At 72.3% G+C, this 24,626-nt stretch carries 23 protein-coding genes; 13 read left to right on the top strand and 10 right to left on the bottom strand.

Translation table 11 applies throughout. The features are described 5' to 3' along the window. The first annotated feature begins 7 nt into the window (after nucleotides 1-7). From ACH4SI_RS28405 to ACH4SI_RS28370, 8 genes are all read left to right on the top strand, one after another. Nucleotides 8-1,234 carry a Gfo/Idh/MocA family protein gene (locus tag ACH4SI_RS28405; protein ID WP_398300459.1) on the top strand — a complete coding sequence of 409 codons (1,227 nt, stop codon included), beginning with the start codon at nucleotides 8-10 and terminating at the stop codon, nucleotides 1,232-1,234. A 32-nt stretch (nucleotides 1,235-1,266) separates the two neighbouring features. Beyond that, nucleotides 1,267-2,049, top strand: coding sequence for a DUF6807 family protein (locus ACH4SI_RS28400; RefSeq protein WP_398300931.1), 783 nt, complete (start codon nucleotides 1,267-1,269; stop codon nucleotides 2,047-2,049). Continuing rightward, the gene (locus ACH4SI_RS28395) at nucleotides 2,046-3,581 is read left to right on the top strand and encodes a glycoside hydrolase 43 family protein (protein ID WP_398300457.1); all 1,536 of its coding nucleotides are present in this window, start codon (nucleotides 2,046-2,048) and stop codon (nucleotides 3,579-3,581) included. Before ACH4SI_RS28400 ends, ACH4SI_RS28395 begins: the two co-directional genes overlap by 4 nt. 444 nt (nucleotides 3,582-4,025) lie before the next feature. Further along, nucleotides 4,026-4,217 (top strand): hypothetical protein, encoded by a 192-nt coding sequence (locus tag ACH4SI_RS28390; RefSeq protein ID WP_398300455.1) that lies wholly within the window; start codon nucleotides 4,026-4,028, stop codon nucleotides 4,215-4,217. Next, on the top strand, nucleotides 4,214-5,548 hold the full coding sequence (locus ACH4SI_RS28385) for an ABC transporter substrate-binding protein (protein WP_398300453.1): 1,335 nt from the start codon (nucleotides 4,214-4,216) through the stop codon (nucleotides 5,546-5,548). The genes ACH4SI_RS28390 and ACH4SI_RS28385 overlap by 4 nt, the downstream gene beginning before the upstream one ends. Nucleotides 5,549-5,632: 84 nt before the next feature. Beyond that, on the top strand, nucleotides 5,633-6,463 hold the full coding sequence (locus ACH4SI_RS28380; RefSeq protein ID WP_398300451.1) for a rhamnogalacturonan acetylesterase: 831 nt from the start codon (nucleotides 5,633-5,635) through the stop codon (nucleotides 6,461-6,463). Between the two features lie 55 nt (nucleotides 6,464-6,518). Continuing rightward, nucleotides 6,519-7,802, top strand: a complete 1,284-nt coding sequence (locus ACH4SI_RS28375) for a polysaccharide lyase family 1 protein (RefSeq protein ID WP_398300449.1) — start codon at nucleotides 6,519-6,521, stop codon at nucleotides 7,800-7,802. A gap of 293 nt (nucleotides 7,803-8,095) precedes the next feature. After that, complete coding sequence (locus tag ACH4SI_RS28370; protein ID WP_398300447.1) at nucleotides 8,096-9,316, top strand: right-handed parallel beta-helix repeat-containing protein; 1,221 nt, start codon at nucleotides 8,096-8,098, stop codon at nucleotides 9,314-9,316. Between the two features lie 24 nt (nucleotides 9,317-9,340). Here ACH4SI_RS28370 and ACH4SI_RS28365 read toward each other — a convergent pair whose 3' ends face one another. Further along, on the bottom strand, nucleotides 9,341-10,321 hold the full coding sequence (locus ACH4SI_RS28365) for an aldo/keto reductase (RefSeq protein WP_398300445.1): 981 nt from the start codon (nucleotides 10,319-10,321) through the stop codon (nucleotides 9,341-9,343). Between the two features lie 125 nt (nucleotides 10,322-10,446). Continuing rightward, nucleotides 10,447-11,217 carry an IclR family transcriptional regulator gene (locus tag ACH4SI_RS28360; protein WP_063731971.1) on the bottom strand — a complete coding sequence of 257 codons (771 nt, stop codon included), beginning with the start codon at nucleotides 11,215-11,217 and terminating at the stop codon, nucleotides 10,447-10,449. Between the two features lie 131 nt (nucleotides 11,218-11,348). Here ACH4SI_RS28360 and ACH4SI_RS28355 point away from each other — a divergent pair, with 131 nt between their 5' ends. From ACH4SI_RS28355 to ACH4SI_RS28345, 3 genes are all read left to right on the top strand, one after another. Next, nucleotides 11,349-12,884: an aldehyde dehydrogenase (NADP(+)) gene (locus ACH4SI_RS28355; RefSeq protein WP_398300442.1), complete on the top strand. Its 1,536-nt coding sequence runs from the start codon at nucleotides 11,349-11,351 to the stop codon at nucleotides 12,882-12,884. A gap of 150 nt (nucleotides 12,885-13,034) precedes the next feature. Then, entirely contained in the window at nucleotides 13,035-13,697 is a 663-nt protein-coding gene (locus ACH4SI_RS28350) for a DsbA family oxidoreductase (RefSeq protein WP_398300440.1), read from the top strand. Between the two features lie 61 nt (nucleotides 13,698-13,758). Beyond that, on the top strand, nucleotides 13,759-14,814 hold the full coding sequence (locus ACH4SI_RS28345) for an aminotransferase class V-fold PLP-dependent enzyme (protein ID WP_398300439.1): 1,056 nt from the start codon (nucleotides 13,759-13,761) through the stop codon (nucleotides 14,812-14,814). A 78-nt stretch (nucleotides 14,815-14,892) separates the two neighbouring features. Here ACH4SI_RS28345 and thpD read toward each other — a convergent pair whose 3' ends face one another. From thpD to ACH4SI_RS28315, 6 genes are all read right to left on the bottom strand, one after another. Next, nucleotides 14,893-15,780 (bottom strand): ectoine hydroxylase, encoded by an 888-nt coding sequence (gene thpD, locus ACH4SI_RS28340; protein WP_398300437.1) that lies wholly within the window; start codon nucleotides 15,778-15,780, stop codon nucleotides 14,893-14,895. Nucleotides 15,781-15,784: 4 nt separating this feature from the next. After that, nucleotides 15,785-16,189 (bottom strand): ectoine synthase, encoded by a 405-nt coding sequence (locus tag ACH4SI_RS28335; protein WP_398300435.1) that lies wholly within the window; start codon nucleotides 16,187-16,189, stop codon nucleotides 15,785-15,787. A gap of 40 nt (nucleotides 16,190-16,229) precedes the next feature. Beyond that, nucleotides 16,230-17,492, bottom strand: coding sequence for a diaminobutyrate--2-oxoglutarate transaminase (ectB, locus tag ACH4SI_RS28330; protein ID WP_398300433.1), 1,263 nt, complete (start codon nucleotides 17,490-17,492; stop codon nucleotides 16,230-16,232). 120 nt (nucleotides 17,493-17,612) lie between these two features. Further along, entirely contained in the window at nucleotides 17,613-18,161 is a 549-nt protein-coding gene (gene ectA / locus ACH4SI_RS28325) for a diaminobutyrate acetyltransferase (protein ID WP_398300431.1), read from the bottom strand. Between the two features lie 378 nt (nucleotides 18,162-18,539). Then, nucleotides 18,540-19,322, bottom strand: a complete 783-nt coding sequence (locus ACH4SI_RS28320; protein ID WP_398300429.1) for a hypothetical protein — start codon at nucleotides 19,320-19,322, stop codon at nucleotides 18,540-18,542. Continuing rightward, a complete protein-coding gene (locus ACH4SI_RS28315; protein WP_398300929.1) occupies nucleotides 19,322-19,888 on the bottom strand; it encodes a SigE family RNA polymerase sigma factor in 567 nt (188 codons plus the stop codon). The genes ACH4SI_RS28320 and ACH4SI_RS28315 overlap by 1 nt, the downstream gene beginning before the upstream one ends. Before the next feature lie 265 nt (nucleotides 19,889-20,153). On the opposite strand from ACH4SI_RS28315, the gene ACH4SI_RS28310 reads away from it, so the two are divergent. Both ACH4SI_RS28310 and ACH4SI_RS28305 read left to right on the top strand, forming a co-directional pair. Next, nucleotides 20,154-21,257, top strand: a complete 1,104-nt coding sequence (locus tag ACH4SI_RS28310) for an amidohydrolase family protein (protein ID WP_398300427.1) — start codon at nucleotides 20,154-20,156, stop codon at nucleotides 21,255-21,257. A gap of 244 nt (nucleotides 21,258-21,501) precedes the next feature. Next, on the top strand, nucleotides 21,502-22,398 hold the full coding sequence (locus tag ACH4SI_RS28305; protein ID WP_398300425.1) for an SCO1860 family LAETG-anchored protein: 897 nt from the start codon (nucleotides 21,502-21,504) through the stop codon (nucleotides 22,396-22,398). 303 nt (nucleotides 22,399-22,701) lie between these two features. Here the strand turns inward: ACH4SI_RS28305 and cobC are convergent, their stop codons facing one another. Next, entirely contained in the window at nucleotides 22,702-23,781 is a 1,080-nt protein-coding gene (gene cobC / locus ACH4SI_RS28300; RefSeq protein WP_398300927.1) for an Rv2231c family pyridoxal phosphate-dependent protein CobC, read from the bottom strand. After that, nucleotides 23,771-24,610, bottom strand: a complete 840-nt coding sequence (locus ACH4SI_RS28295; RefSeq protein ID WP_398300423.1) for a sirohydrochlorin chelatase — start codon at nucleotides 24,608-24,610, stop codon at nucleotides 23,771-23,773. The genes cobC and ACH4SI_RS28295 overlap by 11 nt, the downstream gene beginning before the upstream one ends. Between the last annotated feature and the right edge of the window lie 16 nt (nucleotides 24,611-24,626).

The raw sequence follows: 24,626 nt of genomic DNA, 5'->3' as shown, positions 1-24,626 counted from the left end.
TCCGAGCATGAGCACGACACACCCCGGGGGACGCGGGACTGCCGAGGGAGCCGAGGGATTCGCACCCGTACCCGTCGTCCTCGCGGGCGCGCGGGGACACGGCCGCCGGCACCTGGAGAACATCCGGCGGCTGGCGGCGGAGGGGCTGGTGCGGCTGGCCGGGGTGTGCGAACTCCGGCCGCTCGACGCCGAGGAGCTGGGCGACGGCTTCGGCGAGCCCGCACCCGAGCAGTCCGGCGACCTCGGCGACCTGGTGGCCCGTACCGGCGCCCGGATCGCCGTCGTCTGCACCCCGATCCACACCCACGCCGACCTCGCCCTCACCGCCGCCGCGCACGGCGCGCATCTGCTGCTGGAGAAGCCGCCCACGCCCTCGTACGCCGAGTTCACCCGGCTGCGCGACGGGCTCGCGGACCTCGGCGCCGCCTGCCAGATCGGCTTCCAGTCCCTCGGCTCCCACGCCCTGCCCGCCATCCGGAAGCTGATCGCCGACGGCGCCATCGGGACCGTACGGGGCATCGGCGCCGCCGGGGCGTGGGCGCGCGACGAGGACTACTACACCCGCGCGCCCTGGGCCGGGCACCGCACCCTGGACGGTCGCGACGTCGTCGACGGCGTCCTCACCAACCCCCTCGCCCACGCCGTCGCCACCGCCCTGCGCATCGACGGCGCCGACCGCGCCGAGGACGTCACCGCGCTGGAACTGGAGCTGTACCGGGCCAACGACATCGAGGCCGACGACACCTCCTGCCTGCGCATCCGGACCTGCTGGGGCACCACCCTCACCGCCGCCGTCACCCTATGCGCGGAGGAACCCGGCGAGCCGTACGTCGTCGTCCACGGCGACCGGGGCCGCATCACCTTCTGGTACAAGCAGGACCGGGTCCGGGTCGAGCGCGCCGGGGCGCCCCCCGAGACCACCCACTACGCGCGCACCGACCTGCTGGAGAACCTGGCGGCCCACGTGCGCGACGGCACCGAACTGCTCGTCCCCCCGGACCGCACCGGCGCGTTCATGCGCGTCGTCGAGGCGGTCCGCACCGCCCCCGCACCGGTCCCGCTGCCCGCGGACGCCTGGCGCACCGAACCCGGTGCGGGCGCGTCGGCGGGCGCGAAGCGGCGCGTCGTCACCGGCATCGACCAGCTGGTCGCCGCCGGCGCCGAGCGCCTCGCTCTGTACTCCGAACTGCGCGCCCCCTGGGCCGCACCCCCCGCGGAGGTCCCGCACCCATGAACGCACCGATGAACGCACCGATGAACGCCCCCATGAACGCCCCCGTGAAGGCATCCTTCACCAAACGTCCCCCCTGCACCGTGCTGCGCCACGAGAACCGGCCCGTCGGTACGTACGTCCACCGGCCGCCGCTCGCCGGGACGCTCGCCCCGCGCCCGTATCTGCACCCGGTACGGACCCTCGGCGGCATCACCGTCACCGACCAGCCGGGTGTGTCCCTGGCCGTACCGGACGCCTACGGCAGCCAGCGCCATCTGGGCTGGCTGCTGCGCGACCCGGACGGTTTCGTGGAGGAGCTGGCCTGGGGCGCGAGCGAACGGCAACTGCTGCTGGAGCGGCGCACGGTCGCCGTGCGGACCCTGTCGGCGGGGTGCTGGGCGCTGGACTTCACCACGGCGCTCACCAATGTGACCGGGCAGGAGGTCGCGGTCGGGGGTGCGGGTTCCGGTTCCGGCGGGGGCTTCTTCTGGAGCGCGTCGCGCCGTCCGCAGCCGCCGCGGGTCTTCAGCGCGGGCGGCGACGGCGAGGCCGCCGTGGACGGGCGGCCCGCGAACTGGGTGGCGTTGGCCGCCGAGGACTGGACGCTGGTCTTCGCCGGTGCCACCGGCGACACCCGCTCCGCCCCCTGGTACGTCCGCACCGGTGACCACCCCGGCGTCGGCTCGGCCCTCGCCGCCCGGAGGCGGCCGCTGACCATCGCCCCCGCCGACACCGTGACCCGGCGCATCGTCACCGCCGTCGCGGACGGCCGCCTGGAGCGGGGCGAGGCGGCGCGGATCGCGGGGCAACTGTCGGACAAGGGAGCCGCCGTATGAGCCGGCTCGCGTGGCAGGCCGATCTCGGCGACGGTACGTACCGCAATCCGGTCCTCAACGCCGACTGGTCCGACCCGGACGTCGTCCGCGTCGGCGACGACTACTACCTCACCGCCTCCAGCTTCGGACGCGCCCCCGGGCTGCCGATCCTGCACTCCCGTGACCTCGTCAACTGGCGCATCCTCGGACACGCCCTGGACCGGCTCGAACCCGCCGACACCTTCGCCCTCCCGCGCCATGACCGCGGGGTCTGGGCGCCCAGCATCCGCCACCACGACGGCCGCTTCTGGATCTTCTGGGGCGACCCCGACACCGGCGTCCACCAGATCAACGCCCGCGACCCGCGCGGGCCGTGGAGCACGCCGCACCTGATCAAGCCGGGCAAGGGCCTGATCGACCCCTGCCCGCTGTGGGACGAACACGGCAACGCCTTCCTCGTCCACGCCTGGGCCAAGTCCCGCTCCGGCGTCAACAACCGCCTCACCGGGCACCGCATGAGCCCGGACGGGCGGGAACTCCTCGACGAGGGCCGCGTCATCGTGGACGGGGACACCATCCCGGGGTGGTTCACCCTCGAAGGCCCGAAGCTCCACCGGCGCGACGGCTGGTTCTGGATCTTCGCCCCGGCCGGTGGCGTCGAAACCGGCTGGCAGGGCGCCTTCCGCTCGCGGGACTTCTTCGGCCCGTACGAGGAGCGGACGATCCTGGCCCAGGGCCGCACCGGCGTCAACGGCCCCCACCAGGGCGCCTGGGTCGACACCCCGGCGGGCGAGGACTGGTTCCTGCACTTCCAGCGGCGCGGCGCCCACGGGCGGGTGGTGCACCTCCAGCCGATGGAGTGGGACGACGCGGGCTGGCCGGTGGTGGGCGACGACGGCGAGCCGGTGGCGTGGTACCGCAAGCCGAAGGGGACGTCCGCCGACCTCTGCGCCCCCGCCGTGGACGACCCCTTCCCCGATGGCCGCTACGGCCCCCAGTGGTCCTGGACGGCCAACCCGGCGGCGGGCTGGACCACGGCGCACGACGGCCCCGGGCTATGGCTGACGTGCCACCGCGACCGCGCGTCGGACGACCTCCGCCGCCTCCCGAACGTCCTGGTCCAACGGCTTCCCGCCGAGTCCTTCGAGGCCACGGTGGACCTGGCGCTGCACAGTCGGGCCGTGGGCGCCAAGGCCGGACTCGCCGTCCTGGGCGACGCGTTCGGCTGGATCGGCCTGGAGCGGGCGGCGGACGGCGTCCGCCTGGTCCACCGCTTCGCGAGCGTCACCACCGAGCGCGAGCGGGACGCGGAACACCCCCGCCCGGCCCCCGACGCCCGGGCCCGCCTCCGCATCGAGGTCGCCCCGGGCGCCCGCTGCCGCTTCTCCGCCGACACCGGCGACGGCTTCCGTCCGTCGGGCCCCGTCTTCGCCGCCACGCCGTGGCGATGGGTGGGCGCCCTGCTGGGCCTGTTCGCCACCGCCCCACCGGGCCGCGGCGCGGCCGGCCACGCGGAGTTCATGGCCTTTAGCGCGACGGACGGAGCCGGGTGATGGACGCTTTTGTTTCCCCCACCCCGCCCCTCCCCGAACCTGGGGCTCCGCCCCCGAACCCCCGCTCCTCAATCGCCGGAGGGGCTGGGAGTGGGCCATCTCCGCCCAGGCCCGCGCCGGGGCTGTGCGCCCGGGTCCTTCCGGGGCTGCGCCCCTGGCCCCCATGGGGCTGCGTCCCGGCCTCGCACCGGGCTCCGCCCCAGCCCCGGCAGGGGCAGCGGCCTGCCACCCGGGTTGTGGGCAGGCGTTCCTCCCCCAGCTACCGCTGGGAGGTGCCCCTGGGCGGAACGGGTGGGCGCAACCCGGCCCGCACTCGGCCACGCACCCCGGCCACGATGGCGCTCACCTTGGTGGCCACCGGGCCGCACTCGGCCGCGCGCACGGCTTCCTGATCACCCGCAGCCGCGTCGTCAGCGACGCGCCCGAGCCGCCCCCTGGACGGACATGAGCGGATTCCCGTGGCAGGAGGCCCGCTTCACCGAGTACCGCAACACCGGACCGGGCGCGGCGGGGGCGGACCCCGCCGCGACACGGCCGCAGATGAACGAGGCCGACGCCGCGGACCACGAGGTGGCCGACTACCTCGCCGGGACGGACGGCTGGGCACCCCAACACACCAGGAGATGCGCATCATGAAGCAACCACCCCCGTACCGGAGAGCCGCCGCGGCCGTCGCCGCCGTCCTCACCCTCGCGCTCACCGTCACCGCCTGCGGCGACGACGGGTCGTCCACCGGGGAGGAGGGGTCCGGCAAGGGGACGATCACGTTCTGGGACAACAACGGCGGTCCCCGGACGAAGGTCTGGAAGAAGATCATCGCCGAGTTCGAAACCAAGAACCCGGACATCAAGGTCAAGTACGTTCCGATCCCGATCACGAACGTGCAGTCGAAGTACGACACGGCCATCCAGAGCGGCGGCGACAGCCTCCCCGACGTCGGCGGCGTCGGCACCGCGTACCTGGCGAACCTCGCCGCCCAGGGCGCCCTGGACCCGGTCACCGACCGCATCGAGGACAGCCTCCTCAAGGGCAAGCTGATCAAGAACATGGTGGACGGCGTCCGCGCGGCCGGCGGTGACGAGAAGGAGCTGTTCTCCGTCCCGACCTCGGCCAACCAGGGCACCCTCTGGTACCGCACCGACCTCTTCAAGTCGGCGGGCCTCGCCGCCCCGACGACCTGGGACGCCTTCTACAAGGCCGCCGACAAGCTGACCGACAAGGGCAAGAACAAGTTCGGCTTCACCCTCCGCGGCGGCGCGGGCTCCATCGCCCAGGCGCTGGACATGATGTACGCGCAGTCGGGGATCTCCTCGTTCTGGGACGGGGACAGGACGACCCTCAACGACCCCGAGAACGTCGCGGCGCTGGAAAGGTACGTCGGCCTCTTCAAGAAGGTCACTCCCGCCGCCGACCTGAACAACGACTTCGCCAAGATGGTCGCCCAGTTCGACCAGAGCGACATCGGCATGCTCCAGCACAACCTCGGCAGCTATGTCGACCACGTCAAGCAGCTCGGCAAGGACAAGATCGCGGGCATACCCCTCCCGCCGTCCAAGGCCGGGTCGGCGCGCACGATCGTCTCCAACCCGGTCGACGGCCTCGGCCTGTTCAAGGCGAGCAAGAACAAGGCGGCCGCCTGGAAGTTCATCGAGTTCGCGGCCTCCCCGGAGATGAACAGCCTCTGGAACGAGGACGTCGGCGCGATCCCCGCCAACGTCGGCGCAGCCGACGACGCGTGGATAGCCAAGGCCCCGCCGACCAAGGCCGCGCTGGAGTCGCTGAACGACCCGCAGACGAAGGTCGTCCAGCTGCCGTACTACCTCCCGGACTGGAACAACATCAGCAAGGCCGACAACGAGCCGAGCTTCCAGAAGGTGCTGCTCGGCCAGATGACCGCCAAGGCCTTCTGCGACAAGGTCGCCGGGGAGCTGAACAAGGCCCAGGCCGACTGGAAGAAGCACCAGTAGGCCAGGGCCCCGCGCCCGGGGCGGCCGCACCGCACCGGCGGCCGCCCCGGCACCCCCGGCACCCCTCGTAGGAAAGGTCTCCCCATGTCCCTCACCCGAAGACGCGCGGCCGCGTCCCTCGCCGCGCTGCCCCTCGCCCTCGCCGCCACCCCCGGCACGGCGGCCGCCTCCGCCCCCAAAGCCCGCAGCCAAAACGCCCGCACCACCGTCTACATCGCGGGTGACTCCACCGCCGCGACCAAGCAGCCCCCCGCCGCGCCCGAGACCGGCTGGGGCATGGCCCTCCCGTTCTTCCTGGCGGACGACCGGTTCACCGTCGCCAACCACGCCGTCAACGGCCGCAGTTCCAAGAGCTTCTACGACGAGGGCTTGCTCACCCCCATCCTGGCCGCGCTCCGCCCCGGCGACCTCCTCCTCGTCCAGTTCGGCCACAACGACGAGAAGACCGACGACCCGGCGCGCGGCACCGACCCGGGGACCACGTATCCGCAGTATCTGCGGCGCTATCTCGACGGCGCGCGCGAGCGCGGCGCGCGCCCGGTGCTGCTCACCTCCGTGGAGCGCCGCAAGTTCGACGCGGCGGGCAACGCCCGGCCCACGCACGGCGCGTACCCCGACGCCGTACGCCGCCTCGCAAGCGCCGAGCGGGTGCCGCTCCTCGACGTACAGGCGTCCAGCATCGCGCTGTGGCAGCGGCTCGGGCCCGAGGCCACCAAGGACTACTTCGACTGGCTGGAGCCGGGGGAGTCGCCCAACTACCCGGCCGGGCTCCAGGACAACACCCACTTCCAGCCGCACGGCGCGATCGAGGTGGCCCGGCTCGTCGCGCGCGAGCTGGCGGCCCGGCGGGTGCTGCGGCCGCGCGACGTAACGAGGCTGAACGCCGCGATCCCGGACAGCTGGATCACCTGGTAGCCACCTTCCGCACGCCCCTTCCCCACTCCCTTCCCCTTTGTTCACAGGAGCCGTCATGTCCAGACGTCATGCCCGCGTGGCCGCCGTGCTCTGCTGCGCCTCCCTCGTCCTCGGCGCGCTGGCCGCCACCCCCGCCGCCGCCCAGGGCGCCCTCCCGGCCGGTGACGGCTGGGCCTCCGCCGACGGCGGCACGACCGGCGGCGCCCAGGCCGACAAGGCGCACACCTTCACCGTCACCAACCGGGCCGAGCTGGTGAAGGCCCTCGGCGACGGCGACGCGACCCCGAGGCTGATCCACGTCAAGGGAACGATCGACGCCAACACCGACGACGCCGGAAAGCCGCTGTCCTGCGCCGACTACGCGACCGGCGGCTACTCCCTGGACGCGTACCTGAAGGCGTACGACCCCGCCACCTGGGGCAAGGCCGCGCCGTCCGGCCCGCAGGAGGACGCCCGCGCCGCGTCCGCCGCCCGGCAGTACGAGCGCGTCGAACTGAAGGTCGGCTCCCACACGACCCTCCTCGGCGTCGGCCGGAACGCCAGGCTGCTGGGGGCCGGCCTCCAGATCCGGGGCGTGGACAACGTCATCGTCCGCAACCTCACCTTCGAGGACGCCTTCGACTGCTTCCCCGCCTGGGACCCGACCGACGGCGACGACGGCAACTGGAACTCCGAGTACGACAACCTGGTGGTGTACGGCTCCACCCATGTCCGGGTCGACCACAACACGTTCACCGACGGCCGCCGCCCCGACAGCGCCCAGCCCAGCTACTACGGCCGCCTCTACCAGCAGCACGACGGCGAGCTGGACGTGGTGCGCGGCGCCGACCTCGTCACCGCCTCCTGGAACGTGTTCACCGACCACGACAAGACGCTGATGATCGGCAACAGCGACAGCGCGGGCGCCACGGACCGCGGCAAGCTCCGCGTCACGCTGCACCACAACCTCTTCAAGAACATCGTGGAGCGCGCGCCGCGGGTGCGGTTCGGCAAGGTCGACGCGTACAACAACCACTTCGTGGCGCCGAAGAGCGGCTACGCGTACAGCTGGGGTGTCGGCGTCGAATCCCAGCTCTACGCGGAGGCCAACGCCTTCACGGTGCCGTCCTCCGTCGACCCCGCGAAGATCATCAAGAAGTGGAAGGGCACGGCGCTGACCGTGAAGAACAACGAGGTCGGCGGCAAGGCGGCCGATCTCCTCGCCCTCCACAACGCGGGCGTCCCCGACGAGCAGCTGGGCGGCGACGCGGGCTGGACGCCGAGCCTGCGCACGCGCGTCGACGCACCGCGCGCCGTGCCCGGCATCGTCGGCAAGGACGCGGGTGCGGGCCGCCTCTGACGTCCGGTCGGCCCCTTGAGCAGGGGAGGCCGGGCGTCAACTGGCCCCGCCCGGCCTCCCCTTCCACCTATCGGCCTCTTCTGACGCGATGGTCAACTCCAACTGGACGGCCGGGCAATGCGGGTCGCAGAATGATCAAGAGCGGCCATGGTCTATCGCTGGGCGATCGCGATTCCGTAATCTGAGAATCTTCGACACGGCGGCAACCTAATCTGGACCGGCGGCAACTACGCCATGGAGCGGGTCGTCCAGGATCCCACGGCCCGCTCTCTCGACGCAGAACAGGAGTTGCCATGAGAGTGAGGCGAAGCCGCGGCCGTCACCGCCGTCGCAAGGACCGCACGCTGCCGCTCGGCAGTGCCGTGATCCTGGCATCGGCCGTGGCCGGGGTGTACCTGACCGCCGCTCCCCAGGGCGCGAGCGCCGTCCCCACCACCGTCTACGTGGCGCCCGGCGGCAGCGACGGCCATACGGGCACGCTGGCATCTCCGTACCGCACGCTGGAGAAGGCCTTCGCCGTGGCGAAGCCCGGCACCACCATCGAGGTGCGCGGCGGTACGTACTACCCGGCCCGGACCCTGCGCAGCTCCGTGAGCGGCACCGCGGGGAACCGCGTCCAGCTGCGGCCGTACCAGGGCGAGAAGGTCAGGCTCGACGGCTCCCGGCTCCGCGACGGCGCCTCCCTGCTCTCCCTCAGCGCCGACTACTGGACCGTCTCCGGCCTCGAACTGCGCAACGCCCCCGGCGGCGGCCTGGTCTGCACCTCCTGTTCGCGCGGCGTCTTCAACAACCTCACCACGCGCGGCAACGGCGACACCGGGTTCACCCTCCGCGGGGACGACACCGACGGCAACCTCATCCGGAACCTGGACTCCTACGGCAACCACGACGACGCCACCGGCGGCAAGAGAGCCGACGGCATCGCGATCACCCACGGCTCCGGCTCCGGCAACGTGGTCACCGGCTCGCGCTTCTTCGACAACAGCGACGACGGCCTCGACCTGTGGATGTGGGCGAGCCCCGTCTCCATCGAGCACTCCTGGGCCTGGGGCAACGGCATCAACCGCTGGGGCATCCGCGACTTCGAGGGCGACGGCAGCGGATTCCAGCTCGGCGCCGACACCGACTCCGCCCCCACCCCCGCCCATGTCGTCCGGGCGTCCGCAGCCTGGAAGAACTCCAAGAACGGCTTCGCCGCGGGCGGCAACACCGGCGCCCTCCGGCTCCTGCGCACCACCGCCTACGCCAACAAGGGCCAGGGCTACTCCTTCCCCGACTCCCGCGTGCTGCTCCAGCAGAACCTCGCGGTCGCCAACGGCAGCGGCCAGGCCGACACCGGCGGGCAGGCGGTCTCCCGCGGCAACAACTGGAAGCCGGACGCCTCGATCACCCCGCCCTTCGTGACCACCGACCCCGGCACGGCGTACGAGGCCCGGCGGCAGGACGGCTCGCTGCCCGTCACCAGCTTCCTCGTGGTCGCCGGCGGCACGGAGGTCGGCTCGACCATGAACTGACCCCCGCCGCCGGGCCGGAAAGGCTCAGGAATGGCCCTGGATGGCGCGCGGGCGGTAGGGGGTCTCCAGGCGGGCGATCTCGTCCTCGGTGAGGGTCAGGTCCACCGCCGCCACCGCGTCCTCCAGATGGGGCAGCTTCGTGGCGCCGACGATCGGCGCGGTCACGGCGGGGCGGCTGAGCAGCCAGGCCAGGGCGACCTGGGCGGGGGAGACGCCGCGCTCCCCGGCGACGGCGCGCACCGCGTCGACGATGCCGAAGTCGGCGTCCGCGTACCACCGCTCGACCAAGGGGTCGTTGGCGGCGCGGGTCGTGGGGCCGGTGCGGTCGCGGTCACGGGTCCCGGCGAGCAGGCCGCGGGCGAGCGGGCTCCACGGGATGACCCCGACGCCCTGGTCGAGGCAGAGCGGGTTCATCTCCCGCTCCTCCTCCCGGTACAGCAGGTTGTAGTGGTTCTGCATGGAGACGAACCGCGTCCAGCCGTGGGTGTCGGCCGTGTGCTGGGCCTTCGCGAACTGCCACGCGTACATCGAGGACGCGCCGATGTAGCGGGCCTTCCCGGCGCGCACCACGTCGTGCAGCGCCTCCATCGTCTCCTCGATCGGCGTCTCGTGGTCGTAGCGGTGGATCTGGTACAGATCGACGTGGTCGGTGCCCAGCCGCCGCAGCGAGGCGTCGATCCCGGCCAGGATGTGCTTGCGGGACAGCCCCCGGTCGTTGGGGCCCTCGCCCATCGGGTTGTAGACCTTGGTGGCCAGCACGTAGTCGTCGCGGTGCGGGAAGCACTCGGCCAGCAGCTCGCCGGTGATCTCCTCGCTGCGCCCGACCGCGTACATGTCGGCAGTGTCGAAGAACGTCACCCCGCTCTCCACCGCCCGCCGCACGATCGGCCGGGACGCGTCGATGTCCAGCTGCCACGCCCGGTACGAGGGGTCGCCGTAGCTCATCATCCCCAGGCAGATCCGCGACACCTTGATCCCCGACATGCCCAGCCGTGCGTATTCCATGGCGGTCTCCTCTCCTGCCCTTGGCTCCAATCCTGCCCTTGGCTCCAGGCCTTGGCCATGGCCTTGGCCGGTCACAGGAGACCACTCCGGACGCGCGATGTCAGCCCTGGCGAGGGGCCCGATGGTCAGAGGCGGCGGGTGGCGAGGGTGAGGCGGTCGCGGGCGTCGAACAGCGCGTCCTTGATCATCTGCTCATGGGCCCCGGTCAGCCGGGCCACCGGCACCGAGCAGCTGATGGCGTCCCGGGACGGGGTGCGGTAGGGGATGGCGATGCCGAAGCAGCGCAGGCCCAGGGTGTTCTCCTCGCGGTCCACCGCGTACCCCTGCTCGCGGATGAGGCGCAGTTCCTCGATCAGCTTCTCGCGGTCGGTGATCGTGTGCTCGGTGAGCGGGCTCAGCGTCTCCGGGAGCAGCTTGCGCACCTGCTCGTCGGTGTACGTGGCCAGCAGCGCCTTGCCCAGGGAGGTGGAGTGGGCCGGGAGACGGCGGCCGACGCGGGTGAAGGGGCGCAGATAGTGCTGGGACTGGCGGGTGGCGAGGTAGACAACGTTGGTGCCGTCGAGCCGGGCGAGGTGGATGGTCTCGGTGGTGTCGTCCGAGAGCCGGTCCAAGGTGGGGCGGGCCGCGGCCACGACCTCGTCGCCGTCGATGTACGACGTGCCGACGAGCAGCGCCCGCACCCCGATGCCGTACCGGGTGCCGGTCGCGTCCGTCTCCACCCAGCCCAGCTCGACCAGGGTGCGCAGCAGCATGTACAAACTCGACTTGGGGTAGCCCACGGCCTCCTGCACGGAGGCCAGGCTGTGCATCCCGGGCCGTCCGGCGAAGAACTCCAGCAGTTCGACCGTGCGGACCGCCGATTTGACCTGGGCCCCGCCCGTCTCGGCAGCTGTCATCGCCTTGACCCCTCTGTTCGACCAGCCATAGAGTCCCGATGGTATTCATCAACCGGGACAGCGTTCAGCATATCGAACAACAGTCGATGTGCGAGACGCAAGCAGCGGTAACACAGCAGGAGGAATCCGCGGTGTCAGCACCAGTGTGGAGCGTCGACCCCCGAACCGGAAAGCAGCGTGAGCAGGTAGCGGTCGAAGCCACAGCGGAGGAAGTCGACAAGCTGGTGCGGGCGGCCGACGCCGCACGCGGCTCCCTCACCGACCGTACGGTGCGCGCCGCCTTCCTGCGCACCGCCGCCGATCTTCTCGACGAGGCTCGAGACACCCTGGTCGAGGCCGCCGACGCGGAGACCGCGCTCGGTCCGGCCCGGCTCACCGGCGAGCTGGCCCGCACCAGCTACCAGCTCCGGTCCTTCGCCAAGATCGTGGACGAGGGCGCCTTCCTCGACGTCCACGTCGACCACGCCGACGCCACCCAGACCCCGCCGTGGCCCGATCTGCGCCGCTACAAGCTGCCGCTCGGCGTCGTCGCCGTCTACGCCGCCAGCAACTTCCCGCTGGCCTTCTCCGTACCCGGGGGCGACACCGCCAGCGCCCTCGCCGCGGGCTGCCCGGTCGTCGTCAAGGCACACCCCGACCACCCCGCGACCTCCGAGGTGGCCGCCTCCGCGCTGCGCCGGGCCGCCGAGCAGCACGGGCTGCCCGCCGACGTGATCTCCGTGGTGCACGGCTTCGACGCCGGCATCGAACTGATCAAGCACCCGCTGATCGCCGCCGCGGGCTTCACCGGCTCGATCCGCGGCGGCCGCGCCCTGTACGACGCCGCGGCCGCCCGGCCGGTGCCGATCCCCTTCCACGGCGAACTGGGCAGCCTCAACCCGGTCGTGGTCACCGAGGCCGCCGCCGCCGAGCGCGGCGAGCAGATCGGCTCCGGGCTCGGCGGCTCGATGACGCTGGGCGTGGGCCAGTTCTGCACCAAGCCCGGCTTCGTGCTGGCGCCCGCGGGCGCGGCCGGTGACGCGCTGGTCAAGTCGCTCACCGAGGCCGTCAGCAACACCGACGCCGGGGTTCTCCTCGACCACCGCATGCGGGACAACTTCGTCGCCGGGGTCAAGGAGCGCGCCGCACTGGAGGACGTCGAAGCGCCGGTGACCCCGGGTTCCGGCGGCGACCACAGCGTCAGCCCCGGCTTCCTCACCGTCCCGGCCCGGCGCCTCGCCGAGCAGGGCCCGCACGATGTGCTGCTGGAGGAGTGCTTCGGCCCGGTGACCGTCGTCGCGCGCTACGAGAGCGACGCCGAGATCTCCGCCGTCCTCGGCCGCCTCCAGGGCAACCTGACCGCCACCGTCCAGATCTCCGCCGCCGAGGCCGAGGGCACCGAGGGCCGGGCCGGTGAGCTGATCGCCGAGCTGACCCCGCTCGCGGGCCGGGTCCTGATCAACGGCTGGCCCACCGGCGTCGCCGTCGCCCCCGCCCAGCACCACGGCGGCCCGTACCCGGCGACCACCTCCACCTCCACCTCGGTCGGCGGTACGGCCATCGAGCGCTGGCTGCGGCCGGTCAGCTACCAGGACACCCCGCCCGCGCTGCTCCCGCCGGAGCTGCGCGACGACAACCCGCTCGGGCTGCCCCGCCGGGTGAACGGCATCCGGGAACAGCAGGGCTGACCCCTCCCGGTGACGGCACGGCCGTCGGGCGCGCGGGCCTGACCCGCGTGCCCGGCGGCCGTCCCGCGTTCCGGGCCCGGGCGGCGGGCCCGTGCCCATCGGCGGGTCCGGGGCGGGAAGGAATCCGGCGCTCCCGTGGTTGGATCCCGCATGCGCGTAGAAATCTGGTCCGACATAGCCTGCCCGTGGTGTTACATCGGCAAGGCCCGCTTCGAACAGGGTCTCGCCGCCTTCGACCACCGGGACGAGGTCGAGGTGGTGCACCGCTCGTTCGAGCTGGCCCCGGACAGCCCCCGCGGTGAGACCGGCCCCGTCCTCGACATGCTCGCGTCCAAGTACGGCGTGTCGCGCGAGCAGGCCGAGGCCATGGAGGCCCGGGTGGCCGAGGCCGCCGCCGACGCCGGGCTCGGCTGGCACCCCGGCCGCGACAACGGCAACACCTTCGACCTCCACCGGCTGCTGCACCTCGCCAAGGACCGCGGCTGCCAGGGCCGCCTGCTCGACCTGCTCCTCACGGCACACTTCGCCGAGGAGCGTTCCGTCTTCGACCCCGCCACGCTGGCCGCCCTGGCCGCCGACGCCGGGCTCGACCCCGAGGAGGCGCGTACGGTGCTCGCCGACGAGAGCCGTTACGCCGACGCCGTACGGGCCGACGAACGCGAGGCCGCGGAGCTCGGTGCGAACGCCGTCCCCTTCTTCGTCCTCGACCGCCGTTTCGGGGTCTCCGGCGGTCAGCCGGCCGAGGTCTTCACCCAAGCGCTGACCCAGGCGTGGGAATCGTCGCAGGTCAGCGGAATGGATAAGCATCGCTGACGGGCACCGTCCACAGATGTGCGATGGACGCCGGGGTGGGCCCGTCCCATAGTGGATGGACATGGAGAGCCTGGCGGGCGCCGAGTTCGCGCCACAGACGACGTACCTCAACACCGCCTCCAGCGGTCTGATCCCCGCACGCTCCGTGGCCGCCATGAAGGCGGCCCTCGACGACGCGGCCGCCGGTGGCCGCGTCATGGATGTGGCCTTCGAGGCGGTCGAGGAGACCCGCGCCGCCTACGCCCGGCTGGTCGGCGTACCGCCGCGGCGGGTCGCGGCGGGCGCCTCGGTCGCCGTCTACGCCGGACTGATCGCGACCTCGCTGCCGTCCGGAGCCGAAGTCCTCGTCGCCGAGGGTGACTTCAGCTCGCTGGTCAACCCCTTCGCCGTACGCCGCGACCTCACGCTGCGCAGCGCGCCGCTGGAGGAGCTGGCGGACGCGGTACGGCCGGACACCGCGCTGGTCGCGGTGAGCGCCGTCCAGTCGGCGGACGGCCGGATCGCCGACCTCGACGCCCTCCGCGAGGCCGCCCGGGCGCACGGGGCGCGCACCCTGGTGGACCTCAGCCAGGCCGTCGGGTGGCTGCCGGTGAGCGCCGAGGCGGCCGACTTCACCGTGTCCATCGGCTTCAAATGGCTGCTGTCCCCGCACGGCACCGCCTTCCTCACCGTGCCCGAGGACCTGGGCGGCCTCACGCCGGTCTTCGCGGGCTGGGTGGCGGGGGAGGATCCGTGGGACAGCTGCTACGGGCCGGTGGCCGAGCCGGCCCGCTCGGCGCGGCGCTACGACGAGGCCCCGGCCCTGTTCTCGTACGTCGCGGCCCGGCACTCGCTCGCCCTGCTCCACGAACTGGGCACCGATGCCGTCCTCGCCCACGACCGCGCGCTCGCCGACCGCTTCCGCGCCGGCGTCACCGGGCTGGGTCACCCGTGCGTGGCCGCCCCGGGCTCCGCGATCGTCTCCGTACCGGGGCTCGGCGAGGCCGCGCCCCGGCTGGCCAAGGCGGACGTGCACGTCTCGGCGCGCGCCGGGAACCTGCGCGCCGCCTTCCACCTCTACAACACCCCCGCCGACGTGGACCGCCTGCTGGAGGCCCTCGCTCTCGCCGTCGCGTAGCGCGCACAACGCAGGTGGCCAGGGGGAGGGCGTCAGACGCCCTCCCCCTGGCCATCCACGGTCAAGGGGACCGGTGGCTCACCGCACCGGGGTGAAGTCCCGGGCCCCGATGAATTCCGGCCGCCGCACCGGCGCCGCGAACGGCTCCACCGCCGTGTTCTCCACGCTGTTGAACACGATGAAGACGTTGCTGCGCGAGTAGGGCGTGATGTTGTCGCCCGAGCCGTGCATGCAGTTGCAGTCGAACCAGGTCGCCGAACCTGCCTTGCCGGTGAACAGCTTGATGCCGTGCTTGTCGGCGAAGCCGGACAGCGCCTCGTCGGACGGGGTGCCCGCGTCCTGCATCTGGAGCGACTTCTTGTAGTTGTCCTTCGGCGTCTCGCCCGCGCAGCCGAGGAACGTACGGTGCGACCCCGGCATGATCATGAGGCCGCCGTTGGTGTCGTAGTTCTCGGTGAGGGCGATCGAGACCGACACGGTCCGCATGTTCGGCAGCCCGTCCTCGGCGTGCCAGGTCTCGAAGTCCGAGTGCCAGTAGAAGCCCGAGGCCCCGAAACCCGGCTTGACGTTGATCCGGCTCTGGTGGACGTAGACGTCCGAACCGAGGATCTGCCGTGCGCGACCCACCACTCGCGGGTCGCGCACCAGGTTGGCGAAGACCTCGCTGATCCGGTGCACCTCGAACACCGACCGTACGTCCTTCGACTTCGGCTCGACGATCGAGCGCTCGTCGGCGCGCACGTCCGGGTCGGCGATCAGCCGGTCCAGCTCGGCGCGGTAGACCGCGACCTCGTCCGGAGTGATGAGCTGGTCGATCGCCAGAAAGCCATCGCGATCGAAATCGCTCAGCTCGGACGGCTGCATCGGACCCTCGGCCCCGGGCTCGGACCACACGACGGGGTCCACGCGGGGCGTGGCCACCTCGATGGATCCGCGGGTCGGGTACAGGTCAGTGACCGTGGTCATCGGATCATGCCTCCTCGGTCTCGGTGATCAGGGGGTAAACCCCGTTCTCATCATGGTCCTCCCGTCCGGTGATCGGCGGGTTGAAGACACAAACGCAACGGAAGTCCTTTTTGATCCGCATGGTGTGCTTCTCATGGCCGTCCAGCAGATACATCGTGCCGGGCGTGATGGTGTGCTTCTCGCCGTTCTCGTCGTTGGTGAGCTCGGCCTCCCCCTCGACGCAGAGGACCGCTTCGATGTGGTTGGCGTACCACATGGACGTCTCGGTGCCCGCGTAGAGCGTGGTCTCGTGCAGGGAGAAGCCGACCTTCTCCCGCGCGAGCACGATGCGCTTGCTCTCCCAAGTACCCGACTTGGCCTTTACATGCCTATCGGTGCCCTCGATGTCCTTGAAGGATCGGACGATCACGGTGAGTCGCTACCTTTCGCAGTTACGTTACTGAGGGTGTTCAGGCGGTCTCGCGGACCGCCCGGGCGAGGATCCGCAGACCCTCGTCCAGCTCTTCGGGCGTCATCGTCAGCGCCGGCAGCAGCTTGACGACCTCGCTCTCCGGGCCGGAGGTCTCGACGAGCAGGCCCAGCTCGAAGGCGCGCTTGCACACGGCCGAGGCGCGCGGCTTGTCCTCGAACTCCATGCCCCACACCAGGCCGCGGCCGCGGAACGAGACGCCGGAGTTCTCCTCGCAGATGGCGCTCAGCCCCTGCTCGACCTGCTCACCGCGGGCCAGCGTCTGCTTTTCCATCTGGCCGTCGGCCCAGTAGGTGTCCAGGGTCGCGGCGGCGGTCACGAACGCGGGGTTGTTGCCGCGGAACGTGCCGTTGTGCTCCCCAGGCTCCCAGATGTCCAGCTCCGGCTTGAACAGGGTGAGCGCCAGCGGCAGGCCGTAACCGCTGATCGACTTGGAGACCGTGACGATGTCCGGGGTGATGCCCGCCTCCTCGAAGGAGAAGAAGGCACCGGTGCGGCCGCAGCCCATCTGGATGTCGTCGACGATGAGCAGCATGTCCTGGCGCTCGCACAGCTCGGACAGGGCGCGCAGCCACTCGGCGCGCGCGACGTTGATGCCGCCCTCGCCCTGCACGGTCTCGACGATCACGGCGGCGGGCTTGTTGAGGCCGGAGCCCTGGTCCTCGAGCAGCCGCTCGAACCACAGGAAGTCCTCGACCGCGCCGTCGAAGTAGTTGTCGAACGGCATCGGGGTGCCGTGGACCAGCGGGATACCGGCGCCGGCCCGCTTGAAGGCGTTACCGGTGACGGCGAGCGAGCCGAGCGACATGCCGTGGAAGGCGTTGGTGAACGAGACGATCGACTCGCGTCCCTTGACCTTACGGGCGAGCTTCAGCGCGGCCTCGACGGCGTTGGTGCCCGTCGGGCCCGGGAACATGACCTTGTAGGGCAGGTCACGCGGGCGCAGGATGTTGTTCTGGAACGACTCCAGGAACGCGCGCTTGGCCGTGGTGGACATGTCGAGACCGTGCGTGACGCCGTCACGCTCGATGTAGTCGATCAGCGCCCGTTTCAGGACCGGATTGTTGTGGCCGTAGTTGAGTGACCCGGCTCCGGCGAAGAAGTCGAGGTAGGTGTGGCCGTCCTCGTCGTACATGTGGCTGCCCTGCGCGCGGTCGAAGACGGCGGGCCAACCGCGGCAGTAGCTGCGCACCTCCGACTCCAGGGCCTCGAAGACGCTCAGGGCGGGCGGGGTGATGGTCACAGCATTCTCCTGGGAGATGAGTGCAGGGGTGAGGGGGGTGAGGGCATGCGCCCTCGGGCTGTACAGGGATGTCGGGGGCAGGGATCGGGGATGGCGGCGATGGCCTCAGGGGGCCGTGCCTCAGCCGCGGTCCGCGAGCGGGCCGATGCGGTAAAGCACCTCGGGCTCGTGTCCCCCGTCGGGGAACAGGCCGCCGTCGAAGAGCACCTCGCGCTCGACGGACGCGCCGTGCCGCTCGGCGAAGGACGTGAACAGCCGGTTCGACGCGGTGTTGTCCGGGGTGATCGTGGTCTCGATCCCCCGGATGCCCGTCGCGGCGACACGGGTGGTCAGCCCGTCCAGCAGCGTGGCTGCAAGTCCGCGGCCGCGCCACGCCTGGTCGACGGCGACCTGCCAGACCACGAGGGTCTCGGGCAGTTCGGGGCGGATGTAGCCGGTGATGAAGCCGACCGGTCCGCCCTCGGCGTCGCGCGCGACCACGGAGGTGGCGGCGAAGTCACGGCACCACAGGAGGTAGCTGTACGAGGAGTTGAGGTCCAGAGTCTTGGAGTCGCGGGCGATTCGCCAGATCGCGGCTCCGTCCTCGACGCGTGGTGTGTCGAGGGTGAGCCCCTCCGGCAAATCAAATTCGCTACGGGCACCTACTCGGTCTGCTTGTGCGGCGGTCATGCGAATTCAATTTACCCAGCAGGATAGAAAAATGCATCGAGGAGAGGGGTTACGTAACCGGGGGTCGGTGTGGTAACACGCGGGGGTGCGCGCACGCGCGGCAGATCGCTGAAAAGCGCTGATTTGTGGGGGAGTTAGCGGGCGAAACGGTCTCGGTGTGGAGTGTGTCACATGTACGTAACGAGGGCGTGGTGGTGCCGAATTACCGTGTCCTGGGCCACTAAAGGAAGTGCGTTTAGAGGTCGGAAAAGCGGGAAGACGAGACGGGAAGATGTACCTGAAAAACGCCCCGAATTTGTCTTCCGGTCCTCCGGAATTCATTCATCCGGGCTTCTCGCGGGGAACTCCGCACCGACTGAGCGGATGCTTGCACGCAACCTACCCCCTAAAGTCGCCGCGGACGGCGAATGCGCCGGAGGGGCCATTGCCGGAGGCGGAGTAGCCGTCCCGTCCGGCGTCCCGACTGCCCTCGGCGTGGTTGTACTGCCCCGCGAAGACATGCCGGCCGGCCGGTGCCGTGGCACCCTTCCGGAGCGTCCACCGGTAGACCAGCACCCCGTCCTCGGAGCGCACCGAGACCGCCAGGTCGTCCGCGGGCAGGGTGCTCCAGCAGCCGGTGGTGTGCACCCCGCCGTTCTCGGAGACCCTCAGCTCGACCGTCAGCGACGTCAGCGGCTTGCTCGTCGTGAGCGTGATGTCACTCTGCGCCCAGTACGGGTTGGAATTGGGGTTGATCGCCCCCCGCGAGCGCACCGCCGGGTCGGCAAGATGGTTTGGACCGACCGCCGTGGGAAAGGCGCTCGGCGTGTGCCGCCCAGCCCCGTCCCCCGCGCCGCCGCCCGGCCGTCCCGTGGTGTCGCCGCCCTCGCCCGCCGGCGGCCCGGCCGGCTCGCTCGACGTCCGTACCGTCTGCGGCCCGTCGGCGGTGTCGGTGGTCACCACCGCGATCCCGGCGACCGCGACCGCCGCGGCCAGCCCCGCGGCCGGGCCCACCACCCGGGCCCACTGCCGGCCGGAGCCGCGGCGGACGCGACGCTGCTCGTCCGCCGCCATGCCCGCGGTGACCCGGGCCAGCATCCGGGCCCGGTCCGGCTGGTGCGCCTCGGCGGCCTCGCGCAGTTCGGCGGCGACATCGCGCCGGCCGTCGCGATGGTCGGTCATCAACCGTTTCCTCCTGGGTGCCCGGCGTGACCCACGCGGCCGGGGCGGAGCCCCCGAACCGTCTCCTGCGCCGACGGCGCCGATGGCGGGGGCTGCGCCTGTGTCCCCGCCGCGGGCCGCTCGGTGTCGTCGTCCGGCGGGCCGAGCAGCCGCTCCAGCTCGGCGATGCCGCGGGAGGTCTGGCTCTTGACCGTCCCCACCGAGATGCCGAGCGTACGGGCCGTGTCCCGCTCCGAGAGGTCGAACGCGTGCCGCAGCACCACGCACGCCCGCTTCCGGAACGGCAGCCTCACCAGCGCGGCCTGCACATCCACCATCGCGGACACATCCGGGTCGTCCACCCGGTCCGAGCGCTCGGAGGAGAAGAGCGCCACCCGCCGCCGCTCGCGCACCAGGCTGCGGATCCGGGACCGGGCCAGGTTGGCGACCACGCCCCGGGCGTACGCGGCCGGATGCTCGGCGACCCGCACCCGGTCCCACCGGTGCCAGACCGCGACCAGCGCGTCGGCCGCCAGGTCGTCCGCCCCGTCGGAACTGCCCAGCAGCAGATGGGCGAGGCGGGCCAGCTCGGCGTGGTGCCGCTCGAAGAACTCCCGGAACTCCGCCTGTAAGTTCGCCGTATGTGCGGCGGCCGGGGTGACCGGTAAGTCGGCCGCGGCTGCCGGGCCGTCGGTAGGAGCGCTCACGCGGGCCTCCTCACTGTCCCTGCTGTCCCTCGTCCGGTGGGATGCGTGAGCGTAGCAGCGCTCCCCGTGTTGTACGAGTGGCGCCCTTCCGCTTCCCGGGAATTGGCCGGTCAGCGCCCCGCCGACGTCTCGTACAGTGCGTGACATGAGGGAGAGCGCGGTGCTGCACATCACGGGGCGGATCCTGGCCGGCCCGGAGGACGGGGACGCCGGTGGCGTCCGGGACGAACTGTGGGTGATCGATGGAAAGATCACCTTCGACCGGCCGACCGGGGCCCGGGACGTCACGAGGCTGGACGGCTGGGTCCTGCCGGGGCTCGTGGACGCCCACTGCCACGTCGGTCTGGACGCCCACGGCGCGGTCGACGACACGACGAGCGAGAAGCAGGCACTCACCGAACGTGACGCCGGGGCGCTGCTGCTGCGCGACGCCGGATCCCCGTCCGATACCCGCTGGGTGGACGACCGCGAGGACCTGCCCCGCATCATCCGGGCCGGCCGCCACATCGCCCGCACCAAGCGCTACATCCGCAACTACGCGCACGAGATCGAACCCGAGGACCTGGTCGCCTACGTGGCGGCAGAGGCGCGCCGCGGCGACGGCTGGGTCAAGCTCGTCGGCGACTGGATCGACCGGGACAGCGGCGACCTCTCCGCCTGCTGGCCGCGTGGGGCGGTCGAGGCGGCCATCGCCGAGGCGCACCGGCTCGGGGCGCGGGTCACGGCGCACTGCTTCGCCGAAGAGACCCTGGCCCCGCTGGTCGAGGCCGGGATCGACTGCATCGAGCACGCCACCGGGCTGACCGAGGACACCATCCCGCTGTTCGCCGAGCGGGGCGTCGCCATCGTGCCGACCCTCGTCAACATCGCCACCTTCCCGCGGCTCGCGGAGGGCGGCGAGGCCAAGTTCCCGCGCTGGGCCGACCACATGCGGCGGCTGCACGCGCGGCGCTACGACACGGTGCGCGCCGCCTGGGACGCGGGCATCCCCGTCTACACCGGCACCGACGCGGGCGGCTCGCTCGCCCATGGGCTGGTCGGCCAGGAGGTCGCCGAGCTGGTCAAGGCGGGCATCCCGGTGCGGGACGCGCTGTCGGCGGCCACCTGGGGCGCCCGGGCCTGGCTGGGCCGGCCGGGTATCGCCGAGGGCGCCCCCGCCGACCTCGTCGTGTACGACACCGATCCGCGGGCCGACGTACGGGTGCTGACCGCGCCGCGCCGGGTGGTGCTGCGGGGCCGGGTGTTCTGAGCGGGGCCCGCGGGGTCCCGGGAGGTCCGAGGGCTCCGGGAGCTCCGGGGGGTCGAACGCTTCGGCGAACAACACCCTTTGGGATGAACGGACCGCATGTGTCTGCCTGTTTACCCTCGGTGCGCAAATATGGCGTGGTCGAGGCCGTCGGCGCCCGTGGAGTCCCCCGCGGCAGGCGCCGGCGGCTCCATGTCTCCTGTGGGGGTCAACTCACGTGTCCTTTTCTCGCAATACCTCCTTCGGCATGCCCGCCCGCCGTCTGGCGGCCGTCTCCGCAGCCACCGCCGTCTCCGTCCTGGGCGTCCTGCCCGCGGGCACGGCGTACGCCCGGACCGGCCACACCACCGGCAAGGCGAGCGCGGCCGTGCTCCGTACCGACCTGAGCGTCTCGCTCCTCAACAAGACCGTCACCGCACCGCTGGTGACCTCGCTGAACGAAGTGAAGGCGCCCCAGACCGCCAGCAAGACCGCGCTCAGCGCGACCGTGGCCGGCGTCAACGGCGACCGCCCCTTCAGCGTGCTGCGCGCCGATGTGGCCACGGCCCGCGCCGCCACGGACAAGTCCCGGTCCGAGGGCTACTCCAACCTCGTCAACGCCAAGGTGAACGTGCCGGGGCTGCTGGGGGTGCCGCTCATCACCGTCGAGCAGGTCACCTCGAAGGCCGTCTGCGCGGCCGGGAAGAAGCCGACCGCCGACTCCAACCTGCTCGGCACCGTCAGCGTGCTCGGCAAGAAGGTCACCCTGACCGCGGGCGCCTCCACCAAGGTCGACGTGCCCACGCTCGGCAAGGTGAGCCTGGATCTGTCGCGCACCGCGACCACCTCCCGCACCGCGGCGGCCACCGCGCTCTCGCTGAAGGTCTCGGTGAACCCGCTCAAGCTCAACGTCTCCGAGGTCGAGGGCCAGGTCACCCTCGCCCACGCGACCTGTGAGGCGCCCGGCGCCCCGGCCAAGCCGGAGAAGCCGGAGGTCGTGAACCAGACCAAGCCGGAGCCCAAGCCGGAGCACCTCGCCGAGACCGGCGGCAGCTCGGCCACCCCCTACCTGGTGGCAGGCGGCGCCATGCTGCTCGCCGCGGGTAGCGGCGCGGTGATCCTGGCCCGCCGGCGGCGGGCCGCCGGAACGCGCGGTGATGCGTAGGTAACACCTCACCCAGCAGCCGGTGCCGGGGGTCGCCCCACCCCGACCCCCGGCACCGGCCTTAGGGGGTGTCTTGCCGGTCATGCCGGGCTCCCGACGCCGCTGTGACATCAGCCGCTGCCGCGGCGGGCGGCACCTCGCGGCCCCGCGCTCGTCGCACGCAGCGCCTCCCCCAGCTACCGCTGGGAGGTGCCCCCTGACGCCGCTCGCTGATCCGGCCTGATCGACAAGACACCCCCTGGCCTGCCCCCGGCGCGGTTCACCCCGCCCGGGCAGGCCCCCAGGGTCCTTCCGTGCTGAGACTCAGCCGTCCTGGAGGGCCTTGGCCAGGGCGATCACGAAGCGGTCGGTCGTATCGCGGTCGCGGACGGCCAGCCGCAGCCAGTCCGGGCCCAGGCCCGGGAACGTGTCGCCGCGGCGCACCGCGAAGCCGAGTTCGCGGAGGCGGCCGCGTATCGCCGCCGCGTCCGGCAGCCGGATCAGCAGGAACGGACCGGCCGCCGGACCGCACACCCGCAGCCCGGCCTCGGCGAACTCGCCCAGCCGGGCGACCAGGTGGGCGCGGTCGGCGGCGGTCCGCTCGGCGGCCCGCGCCGCCTCGGCCAGCGCGGCGGGCGCACAGCACGCCTCCGCCGCCGCGAGCGCGGGGGTGGAAACCGGCCACAGCGGCTGCACCCGCTCCAGCGCGGCGATGATCCCGGGGTCCGCCAGCACATATCCGATCCGCAGCCCCGCGAGCCCCCAGGTCTTGGTGAGGCTGCGCAGCACGACCAGCCCCGGCACATCCGTCCGGGAGGCGAGCGACGCGGGCTCGCCCGGCACGGCGTCCATGAACGCCTCGTCCACCACCAGCGTCCGTCCCGGCCGGGCCAGCTCGGCCAGCGCGGCGGCCGGGTGCAGCACGGAGGTGGGGTTGGTGGGATTGCCGACGACCACCAGATCGGCGTCGTCCGGCACCGCCGCCGGGTCCAGCCGGAAGCCGTCCCGCTCGTCGAGCAGCACCCGCTCCACCGCATGCCCGGCGTCCCGCAACGCGGCCTCCGGCTCGGTGAACTGCGGATGCACCACCACCGGGCGCCGGGCCGGAAGGGCGCGGGCGATCAGCACGAACGCCTCCGCGGCCCCCGCCGTCAGCAGCACCCGCGCCTCCGGCACTCCGTGGCACGCGGCCACCGCGGCGCGCGCCGCGGTCCCGTCCGGGTAGGCGGCCAGCCCGTCGAGGGACGCGGCGACACGGTCCTTGAGCCAGCCCGGCGGCGTACCGGCACGGACGTTGACCGCGAGGTCGGTCAGCCCGGCGTCGGCACCCCGCACCTCCGCGTCCCCGTGGTGCCGCAGATCGAACCCGGGCACCGAGCCGTCGGCGGGTGTCTCAGCGGACATCGGCGTGGATGTCCGGGTGGGAGTGGGCATGGGCCGTCTCCTCTTCGAGCCGCGCCCGCTCGGGCACCCCGGCCACCTCCTCGTAGCGCTCCATGACCAGCTCCGCCAACTCGACGGCCGGGCCGATGACATCGGCGCACACGATCTCGGCGTCCGGATGCGCGAGCGCCCAGCCCTCCACCTGCTGCCGCACCCGCTCCAGCGCGTCGCCGCCGAACAGGAAATACGGGAGCACGACGATCCGCTGCGACCCGAGCCGCACACAGCGGTCCAGACCCGAGGGCACGTCCGGCGCGGCGAGCGAGGCGAAGGCCGTCTCGACGCCCGCGAAACCGCGGCCCTCCCACAGCAGCCGGGCGGCCCGGTGCACTTCGGCGTTGCCCTCCGGCAGCGGCGACCCGTCGCCCACCAGCAGCACCGTCGTCTGCGCCCGGTCCGAGGGGGAGCGCCGACCGCCGCCCAGCGCCTCGTCGAGCCGCCGCTCCAGCACCCGCAGCAGCCGGGGGTCCGGGCCCAGCGGGCGGCCGAAGACGAATGAGGCGTCCGCGTGCCGCTCCGCCTCCTGGGCCACGGCGGCGGCGACCCCGTCTCTCGGATGTTCCACCGGGATCAGGCTGAGGGGCACGACGGCGAACCGGGCCACCCCCTCTCCGACGAGCCGGGCCACCGCATCGGAGAGCGGGGGCGCGTCGGGCCCGGTGAGCCCGCCCGCCACGGGCAGATCCGGGGCTTGCGCGCCCAACTCCCGTACGAAGTCCTGGAAGGCGTCGGCGCGCCTCTCGTCTCGGGTGCCGATGCCTGCGATGAGCAGCGCGGGCGGGGTCGTCACGAGGTCTCCTTGGTGC

This window comes from Streptomyces sp. NPDC021212 (assembly GCF_044332925.1).
Classification (GTDB): Bacteria; Actinomycetota; Actinomycetes; order Streptomycetales; family Streptomycetaceae; genus Streptomyces.
This window is presented reverse-complemented; position numbering and strand designations above follow the sequence as displayed.

Bases quoted from the DNA above. Each gene is read 5' to 3' on its own strand.
- cobC (WP_398300927.1), bottom strand. From the start codon at position 23,781: ATGTCCGCTGAGACACCCGCCGACGGCTCGGTGCCCGGGTTCGATCTG.
- ACH4SI_RS28370 (WP_398300447.1), top strand. From the start codon at position 8,096: ATGAGAGTGAGGCGAAGCCGCGGCCGTCACCGCCGTCGCAAGGACCGC.
- ACH4SI_RS28360 (WP_063731971.1), bottom strand. From the start codon at position 11,217: ATGACAGCTGCCGAGACGGGCGGGGCCCAGGTCAAATCGGCGGTCCGC.
- ACH4SI_RS28310 (WP_398300427.1), top strand. From the start codon at position 20,154: ATGAGGGAGAGCGCGGTGCTGCACATCACGGGGCGGATCCTGGCCGGC.
- ACH4SI_RS28380 (WP_398300451.1), top strand. From the start codon at position 5,633: ATGTCCCTCACCCGAAGACGCGCGGCCGCGTCCCTCGCCGCGCTGCCC.
- ACH4SI_RS28365 (WP_398300445.1), bottom strand. From the start codon at position 10,321: ATGGAATACGCACGGCTGGGCATGTCGGGGATCAAGGTGTCGCGGATC.
- ACH4SI_RS28385 (WP_398300453.1), top strand. From the start codon at position 4,214: ATGAAGCAACCACCCCCGTACCGGAGAGCCGCCGCGGCCGTCGCCGCC.
- ectA (WP_398300431.1), bottom strand. From the start codon at position 18,161: ATGACCGCCGCACAAGCAGACCGAGTAGGTGCCCGTAGCGAATTTGAT.
- ACH4SI_RS28375 (WP_398300449.1), top strand. From the start codon at position 6,519: ATGTCCAGACGTCATGCCCGCGTGGCCGCCGTGCTCTGCTGCGCCTCC.
- ACH4SI_RS28390 (WP_398300455.1), top strand. From the start codon at position 4,026: ATGAGCGGATTCCCGTGGCAGGAGGCCCGCTTCACCGAGTACCGCAAC.
- ACH4SI_RS28400 (WP_398300931.1), top strand. From the start codon at position 1,267: ATGAACGCCCCCGTGAAGGCATCCTTCACCAAACGTCCCCCCTGCACC.
- ACH4SI_RS28405 (WP_398300459.1), top strand. From the start codon at position 8: ATGAGCACGACACACCCCGGGGGACGCGGGACTGCCGAGGGAGCCGAG.
- ACH4SI_RS28305 (WP_398300425.1), top strand. From the start codon at position 21,502: ATGCCCGCCCGCCGTCTGGCGGCCGTCTCCGCAGCCACCGCCGTCTCC.
- thpD (WP_398300437.1), bottom strand. From the start codon at position 15,780: ATGACCACGGTCACTGACCTGTACCCGACCCGCGGATCCATCGAGGTG.
- ACH4SI_RS28345 (WP_398300439.1), top strand. From the start codon at position 13,759: ATGGAGAGCCTGGCGGGCGCCGAGTTCGCGCCACAGACGACGTACCTC.
- ACH4SI_RS28350 (WP_398300440.1), top strand. From the start codon at position 13,035: ATGCGCGTAGAAATCTGGTCCGACATAGCCTGCCCGTGGTGTTACATC.
- ACH4SI_RS28320 (WP_398300429.1), bottom strand. From the start codon at position 19,322: ATGACCGACCATCGCGACGGCCGGCGCGATGTCGCCGCCGAACTGCGC.
- ACH4SI_RS28395 (WP_398300457.1), top strand. From the start codon at position 2,046: ATGAGCCGGCTCGCGTGGCAGGCCGATCTCGGCGACGGTACGTACCGC.